This is a genomic window from Hydrogenophaga sp. FG152, assembly GCF_057809615.1.
Map to the genome: position 1 here is coordinate 115,827 of NZ_JBMDKH010000008.1, position 26,367 is coordinate 142,193.

The following is a 26,367-nucleotide window of genomic DNA, read 5'->3' on the forward strand; positions in this document are numbered from 1 at the left end:
TTCTCCCGCCGGAGCCCCCCATGCTGATGCCCTCTGTCAAACCCCTCGGTGAACTCGAAAACCCGTCCGAATTCGTGGCGCGCCACATCGGCATCGGCCAGGCCGACGAGACCCACATGCTCTCGGTCATCGGCGAGGCCTCGCGCCGCGCGCTGATCGACGGCATCGTGCCGCGCAGCATCGCGCGCAGCCAGGGCATGCAGCTGCCAACGGCCGTCACCGAGGCGGCAGCGCTGGCCGAGCTCAAGGCGCTGGCGCAGAAGAACAAGGTGTTCAAGAGCTTCATCGGCCAGGGTTACCACGGCACGCTCACGCCCGGCGTGATCCTGCGCAACGTGCTGGAGAACCCCGCCTGGTACACCGCCTACACGCCCTACCAGGCCGAGATCTCGCAAGGCCGCATGGAAGCCCTGGTCAATTTCCAGACCATGGTGAGCGACCTCACCGGCATGGCCATCGCCAACGCCTCCATGCTCGACGAAGCCACCGCCGCCGCCGAGGCCATGACCCTGGCCAAACGCTCGGTGAAGAACAAGGGCAACACCTTCATCGTCTCGGGCGACGTGCACCCGCAGATCATCGAAGTGGTGCAGACCCGCGCCAAACCCCTGGGCCTCACGGTGAAGATCGCGATGTCGGGCGAGGAATGGGCCGCCATGTTGTCGGACGGCGACTACTTCGCCGCCTTCACCCAGTACCCCGCCTCCAGCGGCTGGCTGCACGACTGGACCAAGGACGCCGCCACCGTGCACGGCAAGCAGGCCGCCTTCATCGTCGCCGCCGACCTGCTCGCGCTCACCCTGCTCAAACCCCCGGGCGAAATGGGCGCGGACATCGTGGTCGGCACCACCCAGCGCTTCGGCATGCCCATGGGCGCGGGCGGCCCGCACGCTGGTTACATGGCCTGCCGCGACGAATTCAAGCGCTCCCTGCCCGGCCGCCTGGTCGGCGTGAGCGTGGACGTGCACGGCCAACCCGCCTACCGCCTCGCGCTGCAGACGCGCGAGCAGCACATCCGCCGCGAAAAAGCCACCAGCAACATCTGCACCGCCCAGGTGCTGCCCGCCGTGGTGGCGAGCATGTACGCCGTGTACCATGGCCCCCAGGGCTTGAAGCGCATCGCCAACCGCGTGGCCGCCTACACCGCCATCCTCGCCAGCGGCCTGGAGCAATTGGGCTACCGCGACACCCACCACGGCGACCAAGGCGTGTTCGACACCCTCGCCCTGCACACGAAAGACCAGACCGACACCATCATGGCCCGCGCCGTGGCCCAGGGCGCCAACCTGCGCAAGGCCTGGGGCGACTACCTCATCGTCTCGCTCGACGAAACCACCACCCGCGACGACATCGCCCTGCTCTGGAAAATCTTCGCCAAGGACGGCCAGGCCCTGCCCGTCTTCGACACCTTCGAAAAAGGCGTGGAGCCACTCATCCCCGCCGAGCTGCGCCGCACCAGCGACTTCCTCACGCACCCGGTGTTCAACAGTCACCACAGCGAAACCGGCATGCTGCGCTACATCCGCGCGCTGTCCGACAAGGACCTCGCGCTCGACCGCAGCATGATCCCGCTGGGCTCCTGCACCATGAAGCTCAACGCCACCAGCGAGATGATCCCCATCACCTGGCCGGAATTCGCGAACATGCACCCCTTCGCCCCGGCCGACCAGCTGCAGGGCTACAAGCTGCTCGACGAACAGCTGCGCGCCTGGCTCTGCCAGGCCACCGGCTACGCCGGCATCAGCCTGCAGCCCAATGCCGGCTCGCAGGGCGAATACGCGGGCCTGCTCGTCATCCAGGCCTACCACGCCTCGCGCGGTGAAAGCCACCGCAACATCTGCCTCATCCCCAGCAGCGCGCACGGCACCAACCCGGCCAGCGCGCAGATGGTGGGCATGCAGGTCGTCGTCACCAAGTGCGACGAGAACGGCAACGTGGACATGGCCGACCTGAAGGCCAAGTGCGAACAGCACAGCGCGCACCTGGCCGCCGTGATGATCACCTACCCCAGCACCCACGGCGTGTTCGAGACCACCGTGAAGGAACTCTGCGCGCTGGTGCACCAGCACGGCGGGCGCGTCTACGTGGACGGCGCCAACATGAACGCGCTGGTGGGCGTGGCCGCTCCCGGTGAATTCGGCGGTGACGTGAGCCACCTCAACCTGCACAAGACCTTCTGCATCCCGCACGGCGGCGGCGGCCCCGGCGTCGGCCCGGTCTGCGTGGTGGAAGACCTCGTGCCCTTCCTGCCTGGCCATGCGGCGGGTGGTCTGCCCGTGAACGGCGTGGGCGCCATCAGCGCCGCGCCGCTGGGCAACGCGGCCGTGCTGCCCATCAGCTGGATGTACATCCGCATGATGGGCGCGGAGGGTTTGCAGCACGCCACCGAAGCCGCCATCCTCGCGGCCAACTACATCAGCAAGCGCCTGGCGCCGCACTACCCCACGCTGTACGCCAGCGCCAACGGCCATGTGGCGCACGAGTGCATCCTGGACCTGCGCCCCTTGAAGGACACCAGCGGCGTGATGGCCGAAGACGTGGCCAAGCGACTCATGGACTACGGCTTCCACGCGCCCACGCTGTCCTTCCCGGTCGCCAACACGCTGATGGTGGAGCCCACCGAGAGCGAAACGCTGGACGAGCTGGACCGTTTCATCGACGCGATGATCGCCATCCGCGACGAGATCCGTCAGGTGGAAAACGGTGTCTGGCCGCAAGACGACAACCCGCTGAAGAACGCGCCACACACCGCGCCCAGCCTGATGAAGGCCGACTGGCCGCACCCCTACGCACGCGATGTGGGCGCCGCCAGCGCCTCCACCCGGGCCCACGCCAAATACTGGCCGCCCGTGGGGCGTGTGGACAACGTGTATGGGGATCGCAATCTGTTTTGCAGTTGCGTTCCCTTGTCTGACTACGCTTGAGCGCGTTCTGATTCCTCGCCTGCTGGGTGGGCGAGGTCGGGTAGTCCGGTGCGATGGTGGCGCGCCAGGCTGGGTGTGCCTGGGCTTCTTGCAGGGCGGTGGCGGCGTCCGAATGCGCAGGCCTCCATTCGCGGTTGCCGCAGAGACAGCGTGCCAACAACGGCGTTGACGAAGCGATCTCCGCGCGCACGGGCAGACGCCCGCGAGCAAGGCCGGAGCAGTCGGATCCCGCCACCGGCCTGACGCGAGGTCCAAGAGCGAAACCCTTGAGCCAGCCAGAAACCCGCCAAAAACGAAAAAAAGGGCCCAAGCCTTAACATCGTGGCCACGCCCGGAAAAGCCATGACCACCCACGCCCCGCGCGTGCTGAGCCTCATCCCCCCGATGACCCAGCTCAACACGCCCTACCCCTCCACCGCCTACATCACCGGCTTCCTCCGCTCGCGCGGCGTCGACGCCGTGCAAGCCGACCTCGCCCTCGCGCTCGTCCTCAAACTCTTCACCCCCGCCGGCCTCGAAGCCGTGCGCGGCAAAGCACTCGCCCAACCCGAAGCCGATCGCAGCGGCAGCGTGCACGCCTTCCTCGACCAGTTCGCGCGCTACCGGGGCACCATCGGCCCCGTCATCGCCTTCCTGCAGGGCCGCGACGCCACCCTCGCCCACCGCATCGCCGCGCGCGAACTCCTGCCCGAAGGCCCCCGCTTCAGCGCGCTCGAGGTCTACGTGGACGCCGCCCTCAGCGAAGAAGGCAGCGACCCCCTGGCCTGGGCCTTCGGCGCCCTCGGCGTGCAAGACAAAGCGCGCCACATCGCCACCCTCTACCTCAACGACCTCGCCGACGTGCTGCGCGACGCCGTGGACGAACGCTTCGCCTTCGTGCGATACGCCGAATCCCTCGCCAGCAGCCAGCCCAGCTTCGAGCCCATGGCCGCCGCGCTCGCCGCGCCCTTCACCCTGGTCGACGAGCTGCTGCACACCCTGACCCTCGCCACCCTGGCCCAGCACAAGCCCGACGTGGTGCTGCTCTCCGTGCCCTTCCCCGGCGCGCTCTACGCCGCCCTGCGCATCGCGCAGACCATCAAAGGCCAGAACCCGCACATCACCATTGCCCTGGGCGGCGGCTTCGTCAACACCGAGCTGCGCGAACTCGCCGAGCCTCGCCTGTTCGACTTCGTCGACTACGTGACCCTCGACGCCGGCGAACGCCCCCTGCTCGCGCTGCTGGAATTCCTGGACCGCAAACGCTCCCGGCAGCGCCTGGTGCGCACCTTCGTGCGCGAGACCAGCGAAGCCGGCGCGGCCACGGTGAAGTACATCAACTTCGTCGAGCCCGAAGTGCCGTTCGAAGACATCGGCACCCCCACCTGGGACGGCCTGCCACTCGACCGCTACCTGAGTCTGCTCGACATGCTCAACCCCATGCACCGTCTGTGGAGCGATGGGCGCTGGAACAAACTCACCGTGGCGCACGGCTGCTACTGGAAGAAGTGCAGCTTCTGCGACGTGAGCCTGGACTACATCAGCCGCTACGAAACTGCGTCCGCCGCCACGCTGGCCGACCGCATCGAAGCCATCGTCAACGAAACCGGTCAGACCGGCTTCCACTTCGTGGACGAAGCCGCGCCGCCCAAGGCCCTCAAGGCCCTGGCCGACGAACTGCTGCGCCGCCAGCTGCCCGTCTCGTGGTGGGGCAACATCCGCTTCGAAAAAACCTTCAGCCCCGAGCTGTGCCAACTGCTCGCCGACAGCGGCTGCATCGCCATGAGCGGTGGGCTCGAAGTGGCCAGCGACCGGCTGCTCACCCTCATGAAAAAGGGCGTGTCCGTCGAGCAGGTCGCGCGCGTCACCAAAGGGTTTTCAGACGCCGGCATCCTCGTGCATGCCTACCTCATGTACGGCTTTCCCACGCAGACCGTGCAGGACACCGTGGACTCGCTCGAATACGTGCGCCAGCTGTTCGAGAACGGCTGCATCCAGAGCGGTTTCTTCCACCGCTTCTCGTGCACCGTGCATTCGCCCGTGGGGCTGGACCCGGCGGCCTACGGCATCGAACTCGTGCCGCTGCCCGAAGTGACCTTCGCCAAGAACGACATCGGCTTCATCGACCCCACCGGCGTGGACCACGACGCGCTGGGCATCGGCCTGCGCAAGGCGATCTACAACTACATGCACGGCATCGGGCTGGATGAAGACGTGCGCGCCTGGTTCAGTCACCTGCACGAGCCGGTGCCCAGGACGCGGGTGAAGCGGCACTTCATCGAGCGGGCGCTGGACAGGCGGGAAAAGGCCTGACCGCGGCGCCCGCCGGCGCGCCTACCAACGCAACCAGCGCCGCCCCGCCAGCGCGCCCAACAAGGCGCACGCCGCCATGCCCAGCACGTACCAGACGGCGAGGAACGGTGCCTGCATCTCAGGGCAATGCAGTGCGTACACCACCGCACCCACCGCGCCCGCCAACCAGCCCGCTGCGGCGCCCGTCAGCATGGGCCGCGTGGGCGCCAGACCACGCAGGGCCCAGAACAGCGCCACCCCCACCGGCAAGGCCGTGGCCATCACGTTGAACACGCAGTAGCGCCAGGTCTCGCCCAGCACCAAAGCCGCCCGCGTGCCAGGGGCCGCCTGCGCCAGCACCCACATCGCCCAGGCCCACAGCAGCGCCACGGGCAGCCACAGCCCCCATGCCCAGCCGCGCACGCGCGCGCCCGGGTGGGCCAGCCGGAACACCACCGCCAGGCCACTCACCGCCACGGCCAGCGGCATCGCCAGCTTGACCCCGAACGCCGACGTGGCCCAGACCTCGCCCAGATCGCTGCGCACGCCGTACATCAGGTGCACCCAGGCCAGCGCACCCACCAGCCCCAGGCCCAGCGCGAGCGCAAAACGGCGCTCACCCGCATGCCGGGGCACAGGGGTGGCGCCGGTGGCCAGGAGGTTCATCAGATCGTCGGTTTTCATGCTTGTCCTTTCCATTGGCGCGCCAGCGCCTTGATGCCCCGGTGCACCCCCACCTTGACGGCGGACTCGCTCATGCCCGTGAGCCGGGCCGCCTCAGCCACCGACAGGCCGTCGAGCTTGGTGTGCTGGATGGGCAACCGCTGGTGGTCTGGCAGCTCCTCGAGCAGGCGGCCCAGGTCGCACCGCGCCTCACCCGCCTCGCTGTCTGGCTGCGCAAACACATCCCGTTCTTCGTCCAGCGGATCGTTGAAGGCCTCGTGGCGGGCGCGCCGCCGCCACAGATCCACCAGTTTGTAGCGCGCCAGGGCATGCACCCACGCCGTCAGCGGCTCACCCCGGCGGTAGGTCTGGCGCTGGGCGTGCACAGCCATCAAGGTCTCCTGCACCAGGTCTTCCACCTCGTCGGGTAACTGCTGCAGGCGGCGCCGGAAATAGCCGCGCAGCAACGCCGCCAGGCGCTGCAGGAAACGGTGGTAAGCGGCGCCATCGCCGTCCAGCCCCGCCACAAAAAGGCCGTGCAATTCGTGTTCTGTCGCGGTCACGTCAGCTATTCGTGTCATGGCGCGGAAAAGTTACAGACGGGCTGAAATAAAAAAACCGATCGATTCTGCGTCGAGCCTGTAACCCGCAAAGAGGCTGCGACGAAATAGCCACCGGAAGCGCCGGCTGGTCGGCGCGGCCACACACCCAAGGAGCCTCTCATGAACACCTCGCAACTGACCCTCACCCTCGCCACGCTGGCCGCCCTCACCACCGGTGCCGCGCTCGCGCAGTCCAACATGCCGGACACCAAGAACGCCGCCAGCGCCAAGGAACGCTGCTATGGCGTGGCCATGGCCGGCAAGAACGATTGCGCCGCCGGCCCCGGCACCACCTGCGCCGGCACCTCCAAGATGGACTACCAGGCCAACGCCTGGAAGTATGTGCCCGCCGGTACCTGCGTGGGCATCAAGACGCCCAGTGGCATGGGCTCGCTGCAACCCGTCAAGGGCTGAACGGGCCATGGACCTGAGCGCCGGCCTCGGCCTCAAGCCCGAGCACTTCGATGCCGCCTGCGGCACGCGGGCAGCCGGCCTGTGGTTCGAAGTGCACGCCGAAAACCACCTGGTGGACGGGGGCCCGCGCCTGGCGTGGCTGGAGGCCGTGCGCGCACACCACCCGGTGGCGCTGCACGGCGTCTCGCTGTCGCTGGCCGGCCACGAGCCACCCGACAACGGCCACCTGTCGCGGCTGGCGGCCCTGGTGCGCCGGCTGCAGCCGGCGCTCGTGTCCGAACACCTCGCCTGGAGCAGGCTGGCGGGCCACTACGCCCCCGACCTGCTGCCATTCGTGCGCACCCACGAAGCGCTGCGGCACACCGCCGCCAACATCGAGCGGATGCAGGACGCCCTGCGCTGCCGCATCGCCATCGAAAACCCATCCCACTACCTGCACTTGCAGGGCCACGACTGGGACGAGCCCGACTTCCTGCAAGAGCTGGTGCGGCGCACCGGCTGCGGCCTGCTGGTGGACGTGAACAACGTGTTCGTCTCGGCGCACAACATCGGCACCGACCCGCTGGACGCGCTGGACCGCCTGCCGGCCGACGCCGTGATGGAAATTCACCTCGCCGGCCACCACGAAGACCCGGCGCTCGGCGCAGGCCTGCTGATCGACGGCCACGACGCGCCCGTGGCCGAGCCGGTGTGGCGGCTGCATGACCACCTCGTCGAGCGCATCGGCCCCAGGCCCACGCTGATCGAGCGCGACGGCAACCTGCCCGCCTTCGAGGCGCTGATGGCCGAACGCGACCGCGCCCATGCCCAACTGAGCCGGCTCGTCGAGGTGGCCACATGAACCACGCCGACTTCCAGACCGCGTTCTGGCACGACCTGTGGTCGACCGATGAAACGGCATCGCCGTCACTGGCCCGCCAGCCCGGCTTCGCGGTCTACCGCAACACCGTGCTCAAAGCCTGTGTCGACGCCCTGCTTGCGCTCTACCCCGCCGTGCGCCGCCTGACCGGCGACGACTGGCTCACCGCCGTGGCGCTGGCGCACGCGCGCGAACATCCACCGCAATCCGGTTGCCTCGCGGGCTACGGCGAAGACTTCCCCGAACATCTGGCGCGCGCGCTCCCCGCAGGCGAATGGCCCTGGCTGCCCGAGGTGGCCCGGCTCGACGCGCTGTGGAACCAGTGCCACACGGCCGCCGACGCGCCCACACTGCGGCCCCAGGCCCTGACCACGCTGGACGCCGCCGCCCTTCCCCACACGGTCCTCGTGCCCCACCCTGCCGCATGCTGGCACCGCTGTACCCCATGGCCCGCCCTCGCCCTCTGGCACGCCGCACGCGAAGCCCTGCCCGACCCCAACCCGCGCCACTGGCACGGCCAGCACACGCTGCTCACGCGGCCCCAGGGCGCGGTGCTGGCGCACGAGATCGGCGTCGGCGCCTGCGAGCTGCTCGACGCGTGTGCCCAGGGCCAACCGATCCCCGACGCAGCCGCCCGTGCACTGGCGGCACAACCCGGCCTGGACCTCGCCACCGCGCTGAGCCAGCTCATCACCCACGGCGCCTTCACGGCGGTTGCACCATGAACACCCTTGCCCGCAGCACCACCCACGCCACCGAATCCATTCGCCAGTGGCTCGAGCGCTGGATCTCGCACGACCTCATGGCCCTGGCCAGCCGCCTCGGCATCGCCGGCATCTTCTGGCTCTCCGGCCGCACCAAGGTCGAAGGCTGGTTCACCCTCACCGACACCACCTTCCTGCTGTTCAGGGAGGACTACGCGCTGCCCCTGATTCCCCCGGACTGGGCGGCCTACCTCGCCACCACCGCCGAACACCTGTTCCCCATCCTGCTCGTGCTCGGCCTGGCCACCCGGCTCTCGGCCGCCGCGCTGCTGGGCATGACCGCCGTGATTCAGTTTCTGGTCTATCCGGCCGCCTGGCCCACCCACCTGACCTGGGCCGTGCCGCTGCTCTATCTGCTCGGAAGGGGCGCGGGGCGCTGGTCGCTGGATGCGCTGCTGCTGCCGCGACGCCAGGGTTGATGCAGGCTAAGGCGCCGCGCCGGCGGACTTCACCTCGGACAGCTTGCAGCCCTTCTTGAGAAACAGATCCGTCAGGTGCTCGCCGCGCGCTTGCGCATGCTCACGGGCCAGCTCCGCGTTCACCAGCCGGGTCTGCACCTGCATCATCTTCTCCATGTTGTCCTGCATGCTCGCGCGCCGGGCGTCGGCAGCGGCCTGCATGGCGAAACTCTGAATCTGCCCACCGCCCGGAATCAGGCTGAGCAGGCTGCTGCCCACCGACGAACCCACGCCGCCACCCATGCCGCTGGCCTGCTTCATCATCTCGTTCTGGCTGGCCATCATGGCCGCCTGCGCCTGCTCGGCCTCGGCCCCCCGCTCCTGGCTGGTCTTCTCCAGCGCCTGGGCTTCCGCATAGATCTGCGCGCAGCTGAGTTCGCCATCGCCCAACTTCTTCACGTTTCGCGGCGGCGCCGCCATCATGGCCCCCGCGCCCATCGGCATCGGTGGCAAGCCGGCCGCATCTTCGGGCTGATCAGCCAGAGCCGCCGCCCGCGCCGCCCCAATCTGCGATGCCACCTGCGCGCCAACCGCCCAGGGCGCCAGCGCCAGCAGGCCAGACAGGGACAGACGCGTGATCGCAGCGGCGGACAGCATGGAGTTCTCTCTATTTCGGTTGAACGGACGGGTGGCTGAAAGCCCGGCGGGAAGTTTCAAGCACCCCGCACGCGGCGTAAAGTGTCTCGGGTCATATTTACGCCGGCCAGACGGCAGACCCGCTTCATGCCACCCGTCGGTGGCCTCGAACCCCAGCGATTCGCCGTCAAGCGTAAGGCTGAAACTCGTTGGAGTCCCCGCTGAGCAGCTGCATCAGTTTGGGATGTATGAAGAGCTTTTCTTTGCCAAAAGGCATTTCGCTTAACACGCCCAAGGCGGCGAGTTCTTGCAGGTAACGAGAGGCGGCCTGGCGCTGCGCAATGCCCTTTTCCACCAGATTGCCGATGCGGCAATAGGGTTGCTCAAAGATGACGTCCACCAGCTCGCGGGTGTAGATCTTGGGCAGGCGCGTTCGCACATGCTCAGTGGTGTGCTCGGCCAGTGCGCGGATCGCGGCGATCTTGGCCGTCGTCCACTTGGACGTGTCGGCCACGCCCTGCAGCATGAAGAATGTCCATGTCCACCGCCTTGCGGGTGCGGCAGACATCCACAGCAGTGGCGGTACACAGTGGCCGCGCCTGGAGCGATTGAAAGCCCTGGTGCAACGCGGTCCGGTAACGCAGCGCCTCCTTGGTGGCGGGGTCGGCGTTGTCGTGTCCCTGCGCGTACTGGAACAGCTGGTCGGTCGTGGTGACGATGTTTTCGATTTCCGAGCTGTCTTTGGCTTCCAGCAGCGGGATGGTGTTGATCAGCATCGCCTGATTGGGAATCAGCTCGGCCGCCTGCTTGAGCTCGGCCAGCGCGGCGCGGGCCTCGATGCAGGCCTTGAGCACAACGCGGCTTTCCAATTCGTGCGCCGGGGGCCATGCAGGCAACTCGTTGTGGGGCTGCTGGGGATGCCAGACGAGGGAAACATCGGTCATGATGCAAAAAGCCTGTTTTATCGACAGGTGGGGAGCTTATGTCGCCACCAGCGACACGTCGCCAGAACATGTTCTCATTTCAATGAAATGGCGACACGTTCAGGACTCATGTCGCTGGCAGCGACATGACACGGGCAACGCGTCGCCAAAATCGCATTTAAAGAACATGAGGCCGATCGACCTCAGCAACGACCACGGAGCGAACATCGAAGTCGGCGACAACTTCTACGCCAACTTCAACCTCACGATCCTGGACGCTCAAAAGGTCGTGCGGCTGAGACTTCAGCGATGTTTCGGCCGAAGGCAGGCTGTCGAAAAGGCGCGGCCTGAATCGTCGTACCAAGGTGGGCGGATGGCCGCCCGGCTCAACCCAAGGAGATCAAGATGCGATTCATGGTGATGGTGAAAGCAACGAAAGACAGCGAAGCCGGCGTGATGCCCACACAAGAGGAGTTTGCCGAGATGGGCTCGTTCAACGAGGAGCTCGTCAAGGCCGGCGTCATGGAGGCGGGCGAAGGTCTTCACCCAAGTTCTCGCGGCGCCCGGGTCGCGTTCTCGGGCAAGGACCGGCGGGTGATCGACGGGCCGTTCCCGGAAACCAAGGAGCTGGTCGCCGGCTTCTGGATCTGGAACTGCGGTTCGCTGCAGGAGGCGATCGAATGGGTGAAGAAGTGCCCCAACCCCATGCGCTCCGATTCCGAAATCGAGATCCGGCAGATCTTCTCGGCGGAGGATTTCGGCGACGCGCTGACGCCAGAACTGCGCGAGCAGGAAGAGCGGTTGCGCAAGGAGGTTCAGTCGCGGGCCGGCTGATCCGCCGCAGTCATTCAGGTGTGCGGGCAAAACCCGATCGAACCGTGGACTTTGAGCGCGAGTGCCTGCCGCCAGAGTTCATGAATGTCTTCCCCATACGGCATCCAATCTGCCCCACGTCAATGAAGTGAATCCCGTTGCCTGAGGCAATTTCCTTGGATGACAACACATCTCCGCCAAGATCTGCCGCCATTTTCTGGAAACAAATGTCTCGACCAAGCCAAGCAGGTCACACCTTCCTTGAATTCAGCGGTGCGAGCAGACCGGTCAAGTCACATTCATGATAATTTCAGTACCACTTACAGCAAGAAAACCCAGGGGGCGTCCATGTTCATTCTTCCCACCATTGGGCGGGTGACCGTCCTTGGGTTGTCGGACAGGTGTCTGAGCCGGAATAAGCGGGCGCGATAGTTTCGTACGCGCATCCGCTCTCGCTCCGCTGGGTTGAATTCAACGCCTTAACAGAGGGTCAACAATGACAGTCGACAGCATCGCTCGCTCCGTTGCCAAGTTCATCCCCTCAACCATGCCGGTGTTGAAAGCAAGTTATCGCGCCAGCGAGCGCATGCTTAGTTCACTTGCGGAGACTTGGCCGTCGATCGTGCGAGCACGGACCGAGAGAATCACCATAGCAATCACGGCCCACTGCAACTTGCGATGCAAGGGTTGTAGATATGGACGGGACTTCATGCCAGGAGCGCAGCTCCCATTGAAAATCGTCGAGCAGTTGCTGGAAGATGCGGCCGCCGCCAAGGTCCCCGCTGTCCGCCTCTATGGAGGCGAACCGTTGCTCCACCCCGATGTGGTCAAAATGGTCGAGGCCGCCACCCGTCTCGGCGTTGGTTGCTACATCACGACCAATGCACTCACATTGGACAAGCGGATCAAGGAGCTACACGCTGCAGGCCTGCGCAAAATCACGGTTGGCTACTACGGGGAGGGAAGTGCGTTTGACGAGTATGTCCAACGCCCTGGCCGCTTTGAGCGTCTGATCGAAAGTCTTGAAAACACCCGAAAGATGTTTGGGCCAGACGAGCTGGAGATTCAGTTTAATTTTCTGCTCAGCCGCCGCTCAGCAAGCATTGAGTCCGTAGACGAAATTGTCCGATTTGCCGACCGCTTCAAGGGCCGCATTCACATCGATATCGTTCATTACTCGCTACCCTATTTCCAGGAAGGTGAGGACCGTGAGCTGCAGTTCACTCCCAGTGACGAAGCTGCGCTTGAGCAAGTTACCCGTCATCTGCTCACGCTAAAAGCCACACGTCCTGAGTTGCTGACCGAATCTGCGGTTGCCATTGCATCTCTGGCGGATTGGGCGTTGAAGCAGGAACAGATGCGAATTCCTTGCGATGCACGCAAGCTGCTCTGGGTTGGTGCAGACGGCAGCGTCATGCTCTGCTATGTGACCTTTCCCCTTGGCAATCTGCACGAGAAGCGGCTCAGCGAGATCATCTACTCGAAAGCTCACCACGAGGCTGCGCAGGACGCCTTCAAACTCAACTGTCCCAACTGCCATTGTGAAGCGGCCTCGAGAATAGAAAAGCACGCGCCGAGCTATCGCAAGTACGCCGCCGAGGCGCGCAGCCGGCTCGGTGCCAGCGAATGAGAGCGCGCACAAGGCGGAACGTGAGAACGACTCAAGCCTCGTCATGATCCGCATCGCTCACCTGCTCCCGACCATGGAGATCGGCGGGCGTGAGCGGATCGTCTCGGACCTGTGCCGCACCGCGCCCAGCCTGGGCGTCGATCCGGTCCTCATTACCTATGATCCGCCGACTGAGGGCTACTCGCTGATTGACGCACCCGGTGTGCCGGTCATCGGTCTGGATCGGCGTGATTCCGCCTTTCCCGATCGGTTGCGCACGATTCTGGAAAAGCAAAAAATCCAAGTGCTGCATGCACAGGGACATATATCAGCGGCACTGGCCGCGAGATCGCTAGACCATGTGCCGATGTTGGCCACCATGCACATTGCGCTCGGCTCAGGCTGGCGTTGGCTGGTGCCAATCATTCGGGGGCTTCGCGCTGCTGACCGCTTGACTGCAGTGTCAGAGGATCTCGCTCGTCGCTACGGGTACCTTGCCCGGCGCCAGATCGAGGTGATTCCGACCGGCGTTGATCTAGAGCAATTTTCGCCTTTACCCAGATGCCGAGATGCAAGCACGCCCTTCACCGTTGGCGTCGCAGCCAGGCTTCATCCTGTAAAGCGTCTGGACGATGCTGTAGCTGCGATGCGCGTTTTGAAAGGACGCGGCCTGAGTTGCCGATTGGTCATCGCAGGGGAGGGACCTTGCCGCAGGCATGTCGAGACACTCGCAGTTGGCCTGGACGTTGAACTGCGAGGTGCTGTCATGGACATGCCAGCCTTTCTGCGCAGCCTCGATGTGTTCCTTCTACCGTCGGACCATGAGGGCACCCCAGCTGCCTTGCTCGAAGCAATGGCTATCGGGTTGCCTTGCATCGCAACACGTGTCGGAGGCATGCCCGCATTGCTCGGTAGCGCGGGAGTGCTTGTTCCTCGTCGCGACCCGCATGCCATCGCCGATGAGATCGAGCACTTGATTGGCAACCCCGGTCGACGTGTGGAGCTTGGAAAGGCGGCAGCGCAACGTGCGATCTCTCATGCCTTGACGCACCAGGCCCGGGCCTACGCAGGCCTCTACGCTCTGATTTGCGAAAGCAGTTCCGACCTGCGAGCCATCCGTCAGCGCGACGCTTGAGACAGCGCGCGCGGGTTCGTGCATCGCTGGACGTTGATGCTCTCCACATGAGAAGCAAACTCTGTGGATGAAAGTGAGGCAGTTTGCCATGCTCGCTCTGCGCTTCGACCTTCTTGTGCTGCACGTCAAATGTGTCCCGAACAGCATGGGAAGCTCAAGCGGTCACGCCAAAAGGAGCCATGAAATTGCCCAAGCAAGCTGCCGAATTCAAACCTGACAGTTCCCATCGACCCAGCCACCCGCTCAAGGCCGAGCGCGTCGCGTCCCTTACCCCACACATCCTCATGCTGGCCAGGCAAGGCATCGAGCAGTACGCGCAGCTGTCTATCACGCTGGAGGCGAGCATCTCGCTCGATACCGCCGTGGCACCCGAGAGCGCGGAAGACATCGTGGAAACCTTCGCCCCGGACGAGCAAATCGACGCGATGCGGCGCTCGCTCAAGGCCGAGATGCGGCGGCAAGTCAAGACGCTGGGCGAATCCATCAGAGCGACCCATGTCTGCGCCACGGAGCTCCAACGCGGCCGGGGCTATTGGCCGCCAAAACCGCCACGCAACAAGTAGGCGACATGGCTCACCGGGGCTTGCTGGCACCGCTGGCGGGGGAAGCGTGAGATACGTCGCCCCGGCGCGGCCGATTTGGATACGACAATCGGCCTCATGTCCGCGCCAACCCCCTCTTCCCGCCCGATGCCGGCGGGACCGTCGCTGGCCACGGCAAACACCGCCCGTGGCCTGTGGGCGGGTATGGACCCGGAACGCCGGCGCATGGCGCTGGCGCTCACCTATTCCCTGGTCTTTCACGCCCTGCTGCTGACCCTGACCTTTGGTGGCCAGGGCATGGGCTTGCCGGGTTTCGGCTTTCCCTGGCAGGAGCGGCGGGCCGAGGTGCCGACGCTCCATGTCGTGCTGGGCCCGGTGCAACCGCCCAGCGCCCCCGCGCCTGCGGTGCCAGCCCCGAGCGGGCAGCCAGTGACGGGCGGCGCCCCGGCGCGCAGCAGCACGCCCGCCCCCGCCGTGGCGCAGCCGGCGGCCCCGGTGGCCGTGGCCGAGGCGCCAGCACCGGCTGCGCCCGCCCCTGAAACCCTGTCGGCCCCTGCGCCCACGCCGCCCGCCCCCGCTGCAGCAGCGTCAGCAGCACCGACGGCGGCGGCCCCTCCGCCAGCCCCTGCGCCCGTGGTGGCACCAGCACCCGTGGTGGTCGCCGCAGCCCCCATCCCGCCGAGCATGGAGGCCGCCATGCCGCCCCCGCGCGATGCGGCGGAGATCGACCGCGAGCAGCGTGAGCAGCGCGAACAGGCCGCCGCCGCAGAGCGGGCCTTGCGCGAGCGCGCCGAGCAGGAAGCGCAGCAGTTGCAGCAACGGCAGGAAGCCGAACGCCAGGAGGCGAAGCGCTTCGAGATGGCGCGGCTGGAGGCCGAGCGCGCGGAGGCCGCGGCACGCCAGGAGGAAGCGACCCGGCAGGAAGCCGAGCGCGAGGCGGCGCGCGTGGAAATCGCCCGGCTGGAAGTGGAGCGCCAGGAGGCCGAGCGGCAGGCCACTGCCCGCGAAGAGGCCGCGCGCCGCGAAGCCGCAGCGAAGGCCGAAGCCGCCCGGCGCGAGGCTGCCGAACGGCAGGCGGCGGCTCGGGCAGCGGCGGCGGCCCAGCAAGAGGCAGAACGGCAGGAAGCCGCTCGCCAGGAAAGCGCCCGCGCAGAAGCGGCCCGGCAGGCCACCGAGCGCCAGGCGGCGGCGCAGCAGGAAGCCGCACAGCAACAACAGGCCGCGGCTCAGCAAGAGGCCCGGCGGCGCGAGGAGATGGCCCGCCAGGAAGCGGCACGGGCCGAGGCCGAGCGGCAGGCCGCAGCCCAACGCGCGGCAGCGCAGCAGGCGGCGGCGGCGGCCCAAGCCCAGCGCGAGGGAGCGGCCCAGGCCCAGCAGGAGGCGGCTCGGGTGGAAGCGGCCCGTGTGGAGGCAGCGCGACGGGAAGCCGAGCGCCAGTTGGCGGCGCAGCAGGCGGCAGCAGCGGCGGCGGCACAACAAGAGGCCGCGCGGCAGGAGGCAGCCCGCCTCGAAGCCGCGCGGCTGGAAGCGGAGCGGCAGGCCGCTGCGCAGCGCGCTGCCGCGCAGCAGCTGGCCGCGCAAGACGCCGCGCGCCAGGAAGCCGCCCGGGCCGAGGCCGCGCGGCTCGATGCCGAAAGGCAAGCGGCGGCGGCACAGGCGGCTGCCCAGCAAGCGGCCGCGCAACAGGCAGCGGCACAACAGGCCGCAGCCCAGCAAGCAGCTGCAGCAGCAGCCGCTGCTGCGGCGCAAGCGGCTGCCGCGCAACAGGCGGCGGCCCAGGAAGGCGCAGCCCGGGCGGCCGAGGCCGCGCGGCAGGAAGGTGAACGCCAAGCGGCTGCGGCACAGGCCGCCGCGCAACAGCAAGCCGCCGCCCAACAGGCGGCGGCGCAGCAGGCGGCCGCTCAGGACGGCGCCCGCACCGAGGCCGCGCGGCTGGCGGCCGAGCGCGCGGAGCACGAGGCCAAGCGCGAAGAGCGGTTGCGCGCGATCGGCCGGCAGCTGGACGAGGAACGCGCCCGGCGCGACGCGGCCGATGCGGCGGCGCTGCGCGACCCACAGGGGAGCCCGCTGCGCCGGGGCCGCCTGTTCGGGCTGGTGGACAACAACGAGGAACTGGTGCGCTACGCCGAGGCCTGGGCGCGCAAGATCCAGCTGAACAGCAACACCTTCGAGCTGGTGCGCGAGGCGGTGAAGCAGCCGCACACCAACCCGGTGGTGACGGTGGCGATCCGCGCCGATGGTTCGGTGGAGTCGGTCACCTTCGTGCGCACCAGCGGCGTGGCGGCGATCGACGAGGCGATCCCGCGCATCATCCAGAGCCTGGCGAACTACCCGGCGTTTTCACCCGCGCTGTCGCGGCAGTACGACGTGGTGGAGATCCGCCGCACCTGGCATTTCGACGTGGCGATCCGCCTGTATTGAGGCAGGCTCAGCGGCCGACCTGCTGCAGCTGCTTTGCGGCCAGCGCCGCCACCTGGCGCAGGCCGGCCCGAAAGCCTTCCGACACTTCGCGCTGCTGGTCCCAGATCTGGTCGTATGAGGCGTAGGCGTATTTGGCGTCTGCCGGAATCTGGTCGTTGGTGTGCTCGCGCGCGTCAGCACCGTAGTAAATGGAGTGCGAGTGCAGCTCGGCCTGGTCGGCTTTGGCCACCACGTCGATGTCGACGTTGAGCCGGGGCAGGTAGTTGGTGGAGAACTGGCCGGCGTACAGCCCGGCGCCGGCGTAGCGTGCGGTGACGATGGCGTCCGCGTCCGTCTCGACGCTTTCATAGAGGATGCCTTCGGGGTCGTCCTTGGGGCGCTTCACGTTGCGCACCACGTGCACGGTGTAGCCCAGGCGCTTGAGCTCTTCGCCGAGGGCGGCGGTCATTTCTTCCCCGAGGTGCAGGCCCTGGGCGCGCATGGCCTGGGTCAGGCTGTCGGCCCGTCCGCTTTCGATGTTGCGCTGAATGAAGAACCCGGGCAGCGCGAGCACGCCCCAGGCACTGCCCCGGTTTTCAATGGTGAGCCGGGGCGGGTCCATCACCGCGACGAGGGCGATCTTCTGCGGCACCGGGCGGATGACTTCCACCTCCACCGGTTGAGCGGGTCGGTTGGCGCAGCCGATCAATAGGGCGGCGGTGGCCAGCAGCAGGGCGCCAAGTCTTGCGGTGCGGGAGGTCATGGGCACATCAACCAAGGACGACGGCAAGATCGCCGCCGCTGGCTAATGTAAGGGAGCCTTCGCCGGCCCCGGCTCACGCCGCCGCGATCTGCCGCAGCGCCTGCTCGAACACCGCCGCCGGCTGGCCGCCGGAGATGAGGTGCTTGTCGTTGATGATGACGGCCGGCACGGAGTGGATGCCGTGGCTGGTGTAGAAGGCTTCGCGCTCGCGCACGTCTTGCGCGTATTCGTCGCTGGCGAGAATGGCTTTGGCCCGCGCTTCATCCAGCCCGGCTTCGCGCACGCAACCGAGCAGCACGTCGTGGTGGCCCATGGCTTCGCTGCGGGTGTGGCAGGCGGCCATGAGGGCTTTCTTGAGCGCGTGTTGCTGGCCGGGCGCGCCTTCTTCGCCGGCCCAGTGCAGCAGGCGGTGGGCGTCGAAGGTGTTCCAGATGCGGCCCCGGCCTTCGGGGTTGAAGGCGAAGCCCACTTCGGCGCCGCGCGCGCGGATGGTGTTGCGGATCTGCGCCTGTTGCTCAGGCGTGGAGCCGTACTTCTCGGCGAGGTGTTCGCCGATGTCCTGGCCTTCGGGGCCCATCTTGGGGTTGAGCTCGAAGGGCTGGAAGTGCAGCTCGGCCGACACGTCGCCCTGCAGTTTCTGCAGCGCTTCTTCGAGCGCGCCCAGGCCCACGGCGCACCAGGGGCAGGACACGTCGGACACGAAATCGATCTTGAGGGGGGTGGTGTTCATGGCCACCATGGTAGGCCGGGGGCCAAGCCCGTGGCCGGCCCAGGGGCTTGCGCCACAATGTTGCTTTCTCAACCCTGGCCCGCCCCACCCCGCGCTTTATGACCGACCGCTACGCCGTTCTCGGCAACCCCATTGGCCACAGCAAATCGCCGCTGATCCACACCGAGTTCGCCCGCAGCACCGGGCAGGACCTGGGCTACACCGCCATCGAGACGCCGCTGGACGGTTTCGCGGACACGGTGCTGGGTTTTCGGGCGAGCGGCGGGCGTGGGCTCAACGTGAGCCTGCCGTTCAAGCTGCAGGCGTTCGAGATCGCCACGGAGCCGAGCGAGCGCGCGCGGCTGGCGGGCGCGGCGAACTGCCTGAAGTTCGAGGGTGAGCGCATCCTGGCGGACAACTTCGACGGCGTGGGCCTGGTGAACGACCTGCAGCGCAACCTGGGCGTGCCGCTCCAGGGCAAACGCGTGCTGCTGCTGGGCGCGGGCGGCGCCACGCGGGGCGCGCTGCTGCCGATCGCGGCGGAGCAGCCGGCGCTGCTGTCGGTGGCGAACCGCACGCCCGAGAAGGCGCACGCGCTGCGGCACGATTTCGCGGCCCATGTGCCGCTGCAGACCGGTGGCTACGACACGCTGCTGGGTCAGCGTTTCGATGTGGTCATCAACGCCACATCCACCGGGCTTTCGCAGGAGGCGCTGCCGCTGCCCGACGGCCTGTTCGCCCCGGGCGCGCTGGCTTACGACATGGTCTATGGCAAGGGCCTCACGCCTTTCCTGCGGCAGGCCAAGGCCGCGGGCGTGGAGCGCGTGGCCGATGGCGTGGGCATGCTGGTGGAGCAGGCGGCCGAAGCCTTTCTGTGGTGGCGCGGCGTGCGCCCCGACACCCAGCCCGTGGTGCGGCAGCTCACCGTGCCGCTGGTTTGAAATCCCGCCACTTCCTGCAACTGGTCGGCCTGTCGGCGCTCTGGGGCGCGTCGTTTCTGTTCATCCGCGTGGCGGTGCCCGAGATGGGGCCGCTGGTGCTGGCGGGTTGCCGCGTGGCGCTGGCCGGGCTCACGCTGGCGCTGATCATGCGGGGCCTGAAGCAGCAGTGGCCGTGGCGCTACTGGCGCGAACTGCTGTTGATGGGCGGGCTGTCGGTGGCCGTGCCCTTTCTGCTGTACGCCTGGGCCGGGCTGCGGCTGCCGGCGGGCTACAGCGCGCTGCTCAACACCACGGCGGTGCTGTTCGGTACCCTGGCCTCGAGCTGGTTCAAGGAAGACACGCTCACGGCGCGCAAGCTGCTGGGTTGTGTGTGCGGCTTCGTGGGCGTCGGGCTGATCGTGCGGCTCGGCCCGGTGCAGCCTGACGCGGCCACGATCGCGGCGGCGCTGGCCTGCGTGCTGGCGGCGGCGTGTTACGGCTGCTCCACGCCGCTCATGAAGCGCGCCACCACGCGCATGCAGCCGCTGGCGATCGCGGCGGGCATCCACGCGGGCGCGATGGTGCTGGTGTTGCCGGGCGCGCTCTGGGCCTGGCCGCAAGCCACGTTCACGCCCACGGGCATGGCGGCGGTGCTGGTGATGGGCGTGGTCACCTCGGGCCTGGCCTACTGGGCGCACCTGCGCATCATCCGCCACGTGACGCCGGTGGCGGCGATGAGCCCGGTGTTTCTGATCCCGGTGTTCGGCGTGACCTGGGGCCACCTGTTCCTGGGCGAAGCGCTGTCGTCGGGCATCTTCGTGGGCGGCGCGCTGGTGCTGCTGGCTTCGGCGCTGGTGACGGGTTTCAACCCGCTGCGGCGCAGCCCGCCGCTGCCCTGAAACGCCCGCAGCAGGGGCCCTCCGGCCTATACTGCGCAAATGAACGAAACGGTACATTCCAAGCGGCGGGCCGCGCGCGGCGTGGCGCCCACCAAGGAAACCACCCGCACCAACGACCCGGAGCGGACCATGGCCAACATCCTCGAGGTGGCCATGGCGGAGTTCGCCGAAAAAGGCCTGGCGGGGGCGCGCATCGACGAGATCGCGGCCGCTACGCAGACCAGCAAGCGCATGATCTATTACTACTTCCAGAGCAAGGAGGGCCTGTACCTCGCCGTGCTGGAAGAGTCGTACCGGCGCATGCGGGACATCGAGAGCCAGCAGCACCTGGAAGACTTCGAGCCCGAGGCCGCGCTGCGCAAGCTGGTGGAATTCACCTTCGACCACCACGCCAGCCACGAGAACTACATCCGGCTGGTGATCTCGGAAAACATGAATCGGGGCCAGTTCCTGGCGCAGAGCCAGAGCATCCAGCAGCTCAATGTGCCTGCGATCTCGGCGATCCGCCGGCTCTACGAACGCGGCGTGGCCTCGGGCGTGTTCCGCCCCGGGCTCGATGCGATCGACATCCACGCCTCGATCTCGGCGCTCACCTTCTTCAATGTGTCCAACCGCCACACCTTCGGCCTGATCTTCAAGCGCGACCTGAGCGACCCGAAGATCGCGGCCGCGCGCCGCGACGCCATCACCGAGATGGTGCTGCGCTACGTGCGCGCCTGACGCGCCTGCCTCCGGGGCCCTGTTTTTCACGACCCGACGGCCGGTGCGCCGATCTAGGGTAATCCCCGATTCGTTGAAAACTAACCAGTTCGTACATTATCAGCTCGAACGGAACAAAACAGGAGACCTGCGTGATCCAGAACCTCATCAACACATACTGCCGGCTGCTGGCCTGGCTGATGGTGCTGTTCCTCGCCCTCATGGTGGTCATGGTGTTCGGCAACGTGTTGATGCGCTACGGCTTCAACTCGGGCATCACCCTCTCCGAAGAGCTGTCGCGCTGGCTGTTCGTGTGGATGACCTTCCTGGGCGCCGTGGTGGCGCTCAACGAGCGCGCCCACCTCGGCACCGACTCGCTGATCTCGCGGCTGCCGGTGCTGGGCCGCAAGCTGTGCCTGGCCGCGAGCCTGGGGCTGATGCTGTACGTGTGCTGGCTGATCTACCAGGGCGCGTGGGAGCAGGTGAAGATCAACTGGGACTCCACCAGCGCGGTGATGGAGACCTCGATGGCGTATTTCTATGCCAGCGGCATGGTGTTCGCCCTGCTGGCCGCGCCCATCCTGCTGCTGAACCTGTGGCGCCTGCTGGCCGGCCGGATGAGCGAGGACGAGTTGATCGGCATCCGCGAATCCGAAGACGCGCCGCCCCCCGGCAACCCCCAGGCCTGAACGCACCGGAAGACCGCCATGACCATCGCCATCTTCCTCGGTGCTCTGCTGGCCGCCATGGCCATCGGCATTCCCATTTCCTTCGCGCTGCTGCTCAGCGGCGTGGCCCTGATGTGGCACCTGGGCATGTTCGACGCCCAGATCCTGGCGCAGAACCTGATCGAGGGTTCCAACAGCTTCCCCCTGCTGGCCGTGCCTTTCTTCATGCTGGCCGGCGAGATCATGAACACCGGCGGCCTGTCCAGGCGCATCGTGAACTTCGCGATGGCGCTGGTGGGCCATGTGCGCGGCGGGCTGGGCTACGTGACCATCGTGGCGGCCTGCCTGCTGTCGGCGCTCTCGGGCTCGGCCGTGGCCGACGCGGCCGCGTTGACGGCCCTGCTGCTGCCGATGATGGTGAAGGCCGGCCACGACAAGGCGCGCAGCGGCGGCCTGATCGCGGCCTGCGGCGTGATCGGCCCGATCATCCCGCCCTCGATCGGTTTCGTGATCTTCGGCGTGGCGGCCAATGTGTCGATCTCCAAGCTGTTCCTGGCCGGCATCTTCCCCGGCATCCTGCTGGCCGCCGGCCTGTGGGCCACATGGTGGTGGAGCACGCGGCGCGAAAAGCTGGAGCCGCCGCCGCGCAAGTCGGCCGGTGAAGTGCTCAGCGCCATGCGCAGCGCGGGCTGGGCGCTGATGCTGCCGCTGATCATTCTGGTGGGCCTGCGCATGGGCGTGTTCACGCCGACCGAAGCGGCCGTGGTGGCCGCCGTGTACGCCCTCTTCGTGGCCGGCGTGATCTACCGCGAACTCACGCTCAAGCAGCTCTACGAGGTGTTCCTGAACGCGGCCAAGACCACGGCGGTGATCATGTTCCTGGTGGCTGCGGCCATGGTCTCGGCCTGGCTGATCACGGTGGCGCAGCTGCCGGACCAGATCGTCACGCTGCTGCAGCCGCTGCTGGACAACCCCACGCTGCTGATGCTGGCCATCATGCTGCTGGTGATCGCGGTGGGCACGGCGATGGACATGACGCCCACCATCCTGATCCTCACGCCGGTGCTGATGCCCATCGTGAAGGCCGCCGGCATCGACCCGGTGTACTTCGGCGTGCTGTTCATCATCAACAACTCCATCGGCCTGGTGACGCCGCCGGTGGGCACCGTGCTCAACACCGTGGCCGGCGTGGGCCGCATGCGCATGGACGACGTGACGCGCGGCGTGATGCCCTTCATGCTGATGCAGTTCGCGGTGATGTTCCTGCTGGTGCTGTTCCCCTCGCTGGTCATGGTGCCGGCGCGCTGGCTGATCGGCAACTGAGCTTCCCTTTCCACGGCCCTCATTTCTTTGGAGACAACATGAAACGCCTGATGCTCAAGACCCTGGTCGCCGCCCTCGCCATGACCGCCTTCGGCGCTGTGCACGCGCAGGACAAGACCATCAAGTTCGCGACCCAGAACCCCAAGGGCCACCCGATCGTGATGGGCATGGAGAAGTTCGCCGAGCTGGTGGCGGCCAAGTCCGGCGGCAAGATGAAGGTCAACCTGTTCCCCGGCGGCACGCTGGGCAGCGACCAGGCCAATGTGTCGGCCATCCAGGGCGGCACGCTGGAGATGGCCTCGATGAACTCGGGCATTTTCGCCAGCCAGGTCAAAGAGTTCGCGATCTACGACTTCCCCTTCATGTTCGCCAACACGAAGGAGGCCGACGCCGTGGTCGACGGCCCCTTCGGCAAGAAGCTGCACGACAAGCTGCAGGAAAAAGGCCTGATCGGCCTGGCGTACTACGAGCTGGGTTTTCGCAACATCACCAACAGCAAGCGCCCCATCACCAAGCTGGAAGACCTCGAAGGCCTGAAGCTGCGCGTGATCCCCAACCCGATCAACGTGGACTGGGTCAAGGCCCTGGGCGCCAACCCCACGCCCCTGCCCTTCCCCGAGGTGTACGCGGCGCTGGAGCAGAAGGCGATCGACGGCCAGGAGAACCCGCTCACCGTGATCAACGCCAACAAGTTCTACGAGGTGCAGAAGCACGTGGTGCTGAGCAACCACCAGTACAACCCGCAGTCGGTGATCATCAGCAAGAAGTTCTGGGACAACCTGGACGCGGCGCAGAAGAAGATCGTGGCCGACGCGGCGCAGGAATCGGCCAGGTACCAGCGCGAGCAAGCGCGCGGCCAGGTGGCGGTGGCGCTGGACAACATGAAGAAGAGCGGCATGCAGGTGACCGAGCTGTCGGCCGCCGAGACCGACAAGCTGCGCGACAAGCTGCGCCCCGTGATCGCCAAGTTCGCCGTGACCGTGGGCCAGGACACGGTGCAGAGCCTGCAGGCCGAGCTGGCCAAGGTGCGCGGCAAGTAAGCCAGCCCCCGCCACGGCCCATGAGCAAGACCCGCATCGCCGTGGCCGGCGCCGGCTACATCGGCCAGGCCCACATGGGCGTGGCGCAGGCCAGCGCGGGCTGCACCCTGAGCGCGGTGGTCGATCCTTCGCCGGCCGCGCAGGCCGTGGCGCGGCAGGCGGGCGTGCCGCTCTACCCGTCCATCGAGGCCTTGCTGGCCAGCGAGCACCGGCCCGACGGCCTGGTGCTGGCCACGCCCAACGCGCTGCACGTGCCCCAGGCCTTGCAATGCCTGGCCGAGGGGGTGCCGGTGCTGGTGGAAAAACCCATCGCCACCACGGTCGCCGAAGGCCGGCGGCTGGTGGACGCGGTGGACAACAGCGGCGCGGCCGTGCTGATCGGCCACCACCGGGCCCACAGCCCCATCATGGCCAAGGCGCGCCAGGTGGTGGCCTCGGGCCAGCTGGGCCGGCTGGTGAGCGTGATGGGCAGCGCCCTGTTCTACAAGCCCGCAAGCTATTTTGCCGACAGCCCCTGGCGCCGCGAGATCGGCGGCGGGCCGATCCTGCTCAACATGATCCACGAGGTGCACAACCTGCGCATGCTCTGCGGCGACATCGGCGCGGTGCAGGCGTTCAAGTCGCACGCCACGCGCGGCTTCGCGGTGGAGGACACGGTGGCCATCAACCTGCGCTTCACCAACGGCGCGCTGGGCAGCTTCATGCTCTCGGACACCGCCGCCTGCCCACGCAGCTGGGAACAGACCTCGCAGGAGAACAAGGCTTACCCCAGCTACGCCGACGAGGACTGCTACGTGATCGCCGGCACCGACGGCAGCCTCTCGGTGCCCACCATGCGGCTCAAGACTTACCCGCGCGCCGAAGACCGCTCGTGGTGGAAGCCTTTCGAGGTGGGTACAGTGGGCCTGGTGCGCGGCGATCCGCTGCAACACCAGATGGACCATTTCGGTGCCGTGGTGCGCGGCGAAACCTCACCCATGGTGAGCGCGCGCGACGGCCTGGACAATCTGCGCGTCACCGAAGCCATCGCCGAAGCGGCCACCACGGGCCGCGTCGTCGAACTGGCCTGAACCCATTTCTTTTTCAACCATCCCATCTTCTGGAGCGACGATGAAAGTTCTCATGCTGCACGGCATCAACCTCAACATGTTCGGCAAGCGCGACCCCAAGCAGTACGGCACCATCACGCTCGACCAGATCAACGAGCAGGTGAGCGAGCTGGGCAGGGAACTGGGCGTGGAGGTGGAGGCCTTCCAGACCAACTTCGAAGGCGCGATGTGCGAGCGCATCCACCAGGCCTACTTCGACCAGGTGGACGCGGTGATGATCAACGCCGGTGCGTGGACGCACTACAGCTACGGCATCCGCGACGCGCTGGCCATCCTGCCCTGCCCGATCGTCGAAGTGCACATGTCCAACATCCATGCGCGCGAGACCTTCCGCCACCACTCGGTGCTGGCCGAGATCGCACAAGGCCAGATTGCCGGCTTCGGCGTCGAGAGCTACCTGATGGGCCTGCGCACGGCCGTGAGCCACGCGCGCGCCAAGAAGGGCTGACCATGATCAACGGCACCACCGAGCTCATCGCGCACATCGGGTATCCGACGCATACCTTCAAGTCGCCGATGATCTACAACCCCTACTTCGAGCACGTGGGGGTGAATGCGGTGGTGGTGCCCATGGGCTGCCAGCCACCCGATTACCCGGCGTTCCTCAAGTCGATCTTCACGCTCACCAACATCCGGGGCGCGCTGATCACGATGCCGCACAAGGTGGCCACGGTGGGGCTGATGGACGAGGTCACGCCCACGGTGAGGGTGGCCGGCGCGTGCAACGCCGTCAAACGCACCGAGGACGGCCGCCTGGTGGGCGACATGTTCGACGGCGCGGGCTTCGTGCGCGGCGTGCAGCGCAAGGGCCTGAACCTGCAGGGCGCGCGCGTGTTGGTGGTGGGCAGCGGCGGCGTGGGCAGTGCCATCGCGGCTTCGCTGGCCGGCGCGGGCATCGGCGCGATCGCGCTGCACGACGTGAACGCCACCTCGGCCAGCGCCCTGGGCCTGCGCCTGAAGGCCAGCTACCCGCGCATCGAGGTGAGCACCGGCAGCAACGACCCGGCCGGCATGGACCTGGTGGTCAACGCCACGCCCATGGGCATGAACGAGGGCGACCCGCTGCCGATGGACGTGTCGCGCCTGGAGGCGCGCACCTTCGTGGGCGAGGTGGTGATGCGCACCGAGATGACGGCCTTCCTTTCGGCCGCGCGGGCGCGCGGCTGCCCGGTGCAGGTGGGCTCGGACATGCTGTTCGAGCAGATCCCGGCCTACCTGGAATTCTTCGGCCTGCCCACCACCACGGCCGAGGTGTTGCGATCCGTGGCCCGGCTGAGCTACTGA

At 67.2% G+C, this 26,367-nt stretch carries 28 protein-coding genes; 21 read left to right on the forward strand and 7 right to left on the reverse strand.

Features of this window, described 5'->3' with window-relative positions:
- The first annotated feature begins 20 nt into the window (after nucleotides 1–20).
- Entirely contained in the window at nucleotides 21–2,924 is a 2,904-nt protein-coding gene (gene gcvP, locus ACODTB_RS11720; protein WP_291115275.1) for an aminomethyl-transferring glycine dehydrogenase, read from the forward strand.
- 342 nt (nucleotides 2,925–3,266) lie between these two features.
- Nucleotides 3,267–5,216, forward strand: coding sequence for a B12-binding domain-containing radical SAM protein (locus ACODTB_RS11725; protein WP_488929354.1), 1,950 nt, complete (start codon nucleotides 3,267–3,269; stop codon nucleotides 5,214–5,216).
- A 21-nt stretch (nucleotides 5,217–5,237) separates the two neighbouring features.
- Here ACODTB_RS11725 and ACODTB_RS11730 read toward each other — a convergent pair whose 3' ends face one another.
- Together ACODTB_RS11730 and ACODTB_RS11735 are read right to left on the reverse strand one after the other, a co-directional pair.
- Nucleotides 5,238–5,879 carry an NrsF family protein gene (locus tag ACODTB_RS11730; RefSeq protein WP_488929355.1) on the reverse strand — a complete coding sequence of 214 codons (642 nt, stop codon included), beginning with the start codon at nucleotides 5,877–5,879 and terminating at the stop codon, nucleotides 5,238–5,240.
- Entirely contained in the window at nucleotides 5,876–6,439 is a 564-nt protein-coding gene (locus tag ACODTB_RS11735; RefSeq protein ID WP_291121801.1) for a sigma-70 family RNA polymerase sigma factor, read from the reverse strand. The genes ACODTB_RS11730 and ACODTB_RS11735 overlap by 4 nt, the downstream gene beginning before the upstream one ends.
- A 141-nt stretch (nucleotides 6,440–6,580) precedes the next feature.
- On the opposite strand from ACODTB_RS11735, the gene ACODTB_RS11740 reads away from it, so the two are divergent.
- The 4 genes from ACODTB_RS11740 to ACODTB_RS11755 are packed head-to-tail and all read left to right on the forward strand — an operon-like array spanning nucleotide 6,581 to nucleotide 8,916.
- Nucleotides 6,581–6,874, forward strand: coding sequence for a BufA1 family periplasmic bufferin-type metallophore (locus ACODTB_RS11740; RefSeq protein WP_291121800.1), 294 nt, complete (start codon nucleotides 6,581–6,583; stop codon nucleotides 6,872–6,874).
- A 7-nt stretch (nucleotides 6,875–6,881) separates the two neighbouring features.
- Entirely contained in the window at nucleotides 6,882–7,715 is an 834-nt protein-coding gene (bufB, locus tag ACODTB_RS11745; RefSeq protein ID WP_291121799.1) for an MNIO family bufferin maturase, read from the forward strand.
- The gene (locus tag ACODTB_RS11750) at nucleotides 7,712–8,458 is read left to right on the forward strand and encodes an HvfC/BufC family peptide modification chaperone (protein WP_291121798.1); all 747 of its coding nucleotides are present in this window, start codon (nucleotides 7,712–7,714) and stop codon (nucleotides 8,456–8,458) included. The genes bufB and ACODTB_RS11750 overlap by 4 nt, the downstream gene beginning before the upstream one ends.
- A complete protein-coding gene (locus ACODTB_RS11755) occupies nucleotides 8,455–8,916 on the forward strand; it encodes a DoxX family protein (protein WP_291121797.1) in 462 nt (153 codons plus the stop codon). The genes ACODTB_RS11750 and ACODTB_RS11755 overlap by 4 nt, the downstream gene beginning before the upstream one ends.
- Nucleotides 8,917–8,922: 6 nt before the next feature.
- Here ACODTB_RS11755 and ACODTB_RS11760 read toward each other — a convergent pair whose 3' ends face one another.
- From ACODTB_RS11760 to ACODTB_RS11770, 3 genes are all read right to left on the reverse strand, one after another.
- On the reverse strand, nucleotides 8,923–9,552 hold the full coding sequence (locus ACODTB_RS11760) for a hypothetical protein (RefSeq protein WP_291121796.1): 630 nt from the start codon (nucleotides 9,550–9,552) through the stop codon (nucleotides 8,923–8,925).
- 166 nt (nucleotides 9,553–9,718) lie between these two features.
- Nucleotides 9,719–10,057, reverse strand: coding sequence for a Fic family protein (locus tag ACODTB_RS11765; protein WP_291121795.1), 339 nt, complete (start codon nucleotides 10,055–10,057; stop codon nucleotides 9,719–9,721).
- On the reverse strand, nucleotides 9,975–10,475 hold the full coding sequence (locus tag ACODTB_RS11770) for a Fic/DOC family N-terminal domain-containing protein (protein ID WP_291121794.1): 501 nt from the start codon (nucleotides 10,473–10,475) through the stop codon (nucleotides 9,975–9,977). The genes ACODTB_RS11765 and ACODTB_RS11770 overlap by 83 nt, the downstream gene beginning before the upstream one ends.
- On the opposite strand from ACODTB_RS11770, the gene ACODTB_RS11775 reads away from it, so the two are divergent.
- The 6 genes from ACODTB_RS11775 to ACODTB_RS11800 all read left to right on the forward strand — a co-directional run bounded on the left by ACODTB_RS11775 (nucleotide 10,474) and on the right by ACODTB_RS11800 (nucleotide 16,974).
- Nucleotides 10,474–10,875, forward strand: a complete 402-nt coding sequence (locus ACODTB_RS11775) for a hypothetical protein (RefSeq protein WP_291121793.1) — start codon at nucleotides 10,474–10,476, stop codon at nucleotides 10,873–10,875. The genes ACODTB_RS11770 and ACODTB_RS11775 overlap by 2 nt on opposite strands.
- Complete coding sequence (locus ACODTB_RS11780; protein WP_291121792.1) at nucleotides 10,860–11,288, forward strand: YciI family protein; 429 nt, start codon at nucleotides 10,860–10,862, stop codon at nucleotides 11,286–11,288. The genes ACODTB_RS11775 and ACODTB_RS11780 overlap by 16 nt, the downstream gene beginning before the upstream one ends.
- Nucleotides 11,289–11,763: 475 nt before the next feature.
- Nucleotides 11,764–12,897, forward strand: coding sequence for a radical SAM protein (locus ACODTB_RS11785; RefSeq protein ID WP_291121791.1), 1,134 nt, complete (start codon nucleotides 11,764–11,766; stop codon nucleotides 12,895–12,897).
- Between the two features lie 43 nt (nucleotides 12,898–12,940).
- Nucleotides 12,941–14,011: a glycosyltransferase gene (locus tag ACODTB_RS11790; RefSeq protein WP_291121790.1), complete on the forward strand. Its 1,071-nt coding sequence runs from the start codon at nucleotides 12,941–12,943 to the stop codon at nucleotides 14,009–14,011.
- A 179-nt stretch (nucleotides 14,012–14,190) separates the two neighbouring features.
- Nucleotides 14,191–14,574, forward strand: a complete 384-nt coding sequence (locus ACODTB_RS11795) for a hypothetical protein (protein ID WP_291121789.1) — start codon at nucleotides 14,191–14,193, stop codon at nucleotides 14,572–14,574.
- Nucleotides 14,575–14,670: 96 nt separating this feature from the next.
- Nucleotides 14,671–16,974, forward strand: a complete 2,304-nt coding sequence (locus tag ACODTB_RS11800) for a TonB C-terminal domain-containing protein (protein WP_488929356.1) — start codon at nucleotides 14,671–14,673, stop codon at nucleotides 16,972–16,974.
- Nucleotides 16,975–16,981: 7 nt separating this feature from the next.
- On the opposite strand, the gene ACODTB_RS11805 is transcribed toward ACODTB_RS11800, so the two are convergent.
- Nucleotides 16,982–17,716 (reverse strand): hypothetical protein, encoded by a 735-nt coding sequence (locus ACODTB_RS11805; RefSeq protein WP_488929357.1) that lies wholly within the window; start codon nucleotides 17,714–17,716, stop codon nucleotides 16,982–16,984.
- 73 nt (nucleotides 17,717–17,789) lie between these two features.
- A complete protein-coding gene (locus ACODTB_RS11810) occupies nucleotides 17,790–18,446 on the reverse strand; it encodes a DsbA family oxidoreductase (protein WP_488929358.1) in 657 nt (218 codons plus the stop codon).
- A gap of 98 nt (nucleotides 18,447–18,544) precedes the next feature.
- Between ACODTB_RS11810 and aroE the strand changes: the two genes are divergently transcribed.
- From aroE to ACODTB_RS11855, 9 genes are all read left to right on the forward strand, one after another.
- Complete coding sequence (aroE, locus tag ACODTB_RS11815; protein ID WP_488929359.1) at nucleotides 18,545–19,366, forward strand: shikimate dehydrogenase; 822 nt, start codon at nucleotides 18,545–18,547, stop codon at nucleotides 19,364–19,366.
- Nucleotides 19,363–20,244 (forward strand): DMT family transporter, encoded by an 882-nt coding sequence (locus ACODTB_RS11820; protein WP_291121698.1) that lies wholly within the window; start codon nucleotides 19,363–19,365, stop codon nucleotides 20,242–20,244. The genes aroE and ACODTB_RS11820 overlap by 4 nt, the downstream gene beginning before the upstream one ends.
- A gap of 39 nt (nucleotides 20,245–20,283) precedes the next feature.
- On the forward strand, nucleotides 20,284–20,964 hold the full coding sequence (locus tag ACODTB_RS11825; RefSeq protein WP_291121699.1) for a TetR/AcrR family transcriptional regulator: 681 nt from the start codon (nucleotides 20,284–20,286) through the stop codon (nucleotides 20,962–20,964).
- Between the two features lie 131 nt (nucleotides 20,965–21,095).
- Nucleotides 21,096–21,632, forward strand: coding sequence for a TRAP transporter small permease (locus ACODTB_RS11830; protein WP_291121700.1), 537 nt, complete (start codon nucleotides 21,096–21,098; stop codon nucleotides 21,630–21,632).
- Nucleotides 21,633–21,650: 18 nt separating this feature from the next.
- Nucleotides 21,651–22,934, forward strand: a complete 1,284-nt coding sequence (locus ACODTB_RS11835) for a TRAP transporter large permease (protein ID WP_291121701.1) — start codon at nucleotides 21,651–21,653, stop codon at nucleotides 22,932–22,934.
- 38 nt (nucleotides 22,935–22,972) lie between these two features.
- Nucleotides 22,973–23,974: a TRAP transporter substrate-binding protein gene (locus ACODTB_RS11840; protein ID WP_291121702.1), complete on the forward strand. Its 1,002-nt coding sequence runs from the start codon at nucleotides 22,973–22,975 to the stop codon at nucleotides 23,972–23,974.
- A gap of 20 nt (nucleotides 23,975–23,994) precedes the next feature.
- On the forward strand, nucleotides 23,995–25,044 hold the full coding sequence (locus ACODTB_RS11845) for a Gfo/Idh/MocA family protein (RefSeq protein ID WP_291121703.1): 1,050 nt from the start codon (nucleotides 23,995–23,997) through the stop codon (nucleotides 25,042–25,044).
- A 40-nt stretch (nucleotides 25,045–25,084) separates the two neighbouring features.
- Nucleotides 25,085–25,531 carry a type II 3-dehydroquinate dehydratase gene (aroQ, locus tag ACODTB_RS11850; protein WP_291121704.1) on the forward strand — a complete coding sequence of 149 codons (447 nt, stop codon included), beginning with the start codon at nucleotides 25,085–25,087 and terminating at the stop codon, nucleotides 25,529–25,531.
- 2 nt (nucleotides 25,532–25,533) lie between these two features.
- Nucleotides 25,534–26,367, forward strand: coding sequence for a shikimate dehydrogenase family protein (locus ACODTB_RS11855; protein WP_291121705.1), 834 nt, complete (start codon nucleotides 25,534–25,536; stop codon nucleotides 26,365–26,367).

Bases quoted from the DNA above. Each gene is read 5' to 3' on its own strand.
- ACODTB_RS11765 (WP_291121795.1), bottom strand. From the start codon at position 10,057: ATGCTGCAGGGCGTGGCCGACACGTCCAAGTGGACGACGGCCAAGATC.
- ACODTB_RS11800 (WP_488929356.1), top strand. From the start codon at position 14,671: ATGTCCGCGCCAACCCCCTCTTCCCGCCCGATGCCGGCGGGACCGTCG.
- ACODTB_RS11740 (WP_291121800.1), top strand. From the start codon at position 6,581: ATGAACACCTCGCAACTGACCCTCACCCTCGCCACGCTGGCCGCCCTC.
- ACODTB_RS11770 (WP_291121794.1), bottom strand. From the start codon at position 10,475: ATGACCGATGTTTCCCTCGTCTGGCATCCCCAGCAGCCCCACAACGAG.
- ACODTB_RS11835 (WP_291121701.1), top strand. From the start codon at position 21,651: ATGACCATCGCCATCTTCCTCGGTGCTCTGCTGGCCGCCATGGCCATC.
- ACODTB_RS11790 (WP_291121790.1), top strand. From the start codon at position 12,941: ATGATCCGCATCGCTCACCTGCTCCCGACCATGGAGATCGGCGGGCGT.
- ACODTB_RS11780 (WP_291121792.1), top strand. From the start codon at position 10,860: ATGCGATTCATGGTGATGGTGAAAGCAACGAAAGACAGCGAAGCCGGC.
- ACODTB_RS11725 (WP_488929354.1), top strand. From the start codon at position 3,267: ATGACCACCCACGCCCCGCGCGTGCTGAGCCTCATCCCCCCGATGACC.
- gcvP (WP_291115275.1), top strand. From the start codon at position 21: ATGCTGATGCCCTCTGTCAAACCCCTCGGTGAACTCGAAAACCCGTCC.
- bufB (WP_291121799.1), top strand. From the start codon at position 6,882: ATGGACCTGAGCGCCGGCCTCGGCCTCAAGCCCGAGCACTTCGATGCC.
- ACODTB_RS11750 (WP_291121798.1), top strand. From the start codon at position 7,712: ATGAACCACGCCGACTTCCAGACCGCGTTCTGGCACGACCTGTGGTCG.
- ACODTB_RS11845 (WP_291121703.1), top strand. From the start codon at position 23,995: ATGAGCAAGACCCGCATCGCCGTGGCCGGCGCCGGCTACATCGGCCAG.
- ACODTB_RS11755 (WP_291121797.1), top strand. From the start codon at position 8,455: ATGAACACCCTTGCCCGCAGCACCACCCACGCCACCGAATCCATTCGC.
- ACODTB_RS11760 (WP_291121796.1), bottom strand. From the start codon at position 9,552: ATGCTGTCCGCCGCTGCGATCACGCGTCTGTCCCTGTCTGGCCTGCTG.
- aroQ (WP_291121704.1), top strand. From the start codon at position 25,085: ATGAAAGTTCTCATGCTGCACGGCATCAACCTCAACATGTTCGGCAAG.
- aroE (WP_488929359.1), top strand. From the start codon at position 18,545: ATGACCGACCGCTACGCCGTTCTCGGCAACCCCATTGGCCACAGCAAA.
- ACODTB_RS11730 (WP_488929355.1), bottom strand. From the start codon at position 5,879: ATGAAAACCGACGATCTGATGAACCTCCTGGCCACCGGCGCCACCCCT.
- ACODTB_RS11775 (WP_291121793.1), top strand. From the start codon at position 10,474: ATGATGCAAAAAGCCTGTTTTATCGACAGGTGGGGAGCTTATGTCGCC.
- ACODTB_RS11795 (WP_291121789.1), top strand. From the start codon at position 14,191: ATGAAATTGCCCAAGCAAGCTGCCGAATTCAAACCTGACAGTTCCCAT.
- ACODTB_RS11735 (WP_291121801.1), bottom strand. From the start codon at position 6,439: ATGACACGAATAGCTGACGTGACCGCGACAGAACACGAATTGCACGGC.
- ACODTB_RS11825 (WP_291121699.1), top strand. From the start codon at position 20,284: ATGAACGAAACGGTACATTCCAAGCGGCGGGCCGCGCGCGGCGTGGCG.
- ACODTB_RS11805 (WP_488929357.1), bottom strand. From the start codon at position 17,716: ATGACCTCCCGCACCGCAAGACTTGGCGCCCTGCTGCTGGCCACCGCC.
- ACODTB_RS11785 (WP_291121791.1), top strand. From the start codon at position 11,764: ATGACAGTCGACAGCATCGCTCGCTCCGTTGCCAAGTTCATCCCCTCA.
- ACODTB_RS11810 (WP_488929358.1), bottom strand. From the start codon at position 18,446: ATGAACACCACCCCCCTCAAGATCGATTTCGTGTCCGACGTGTCCTGC.
- ACODTB_RS11840 (WP_291121702.1), top strand. From the start codon at position 22,973: ATGAAACGCCTGATGCTCAAGACCCTGGTCGCCGCCCTCGCCATGACC.
- ACODTB_RS11855 (WP_291121705.1), top strand. From the start codon at position 25,534: ATGATCAACGGCACCACCGAGCTCATCGCGCACATCGGGTATCCGACG.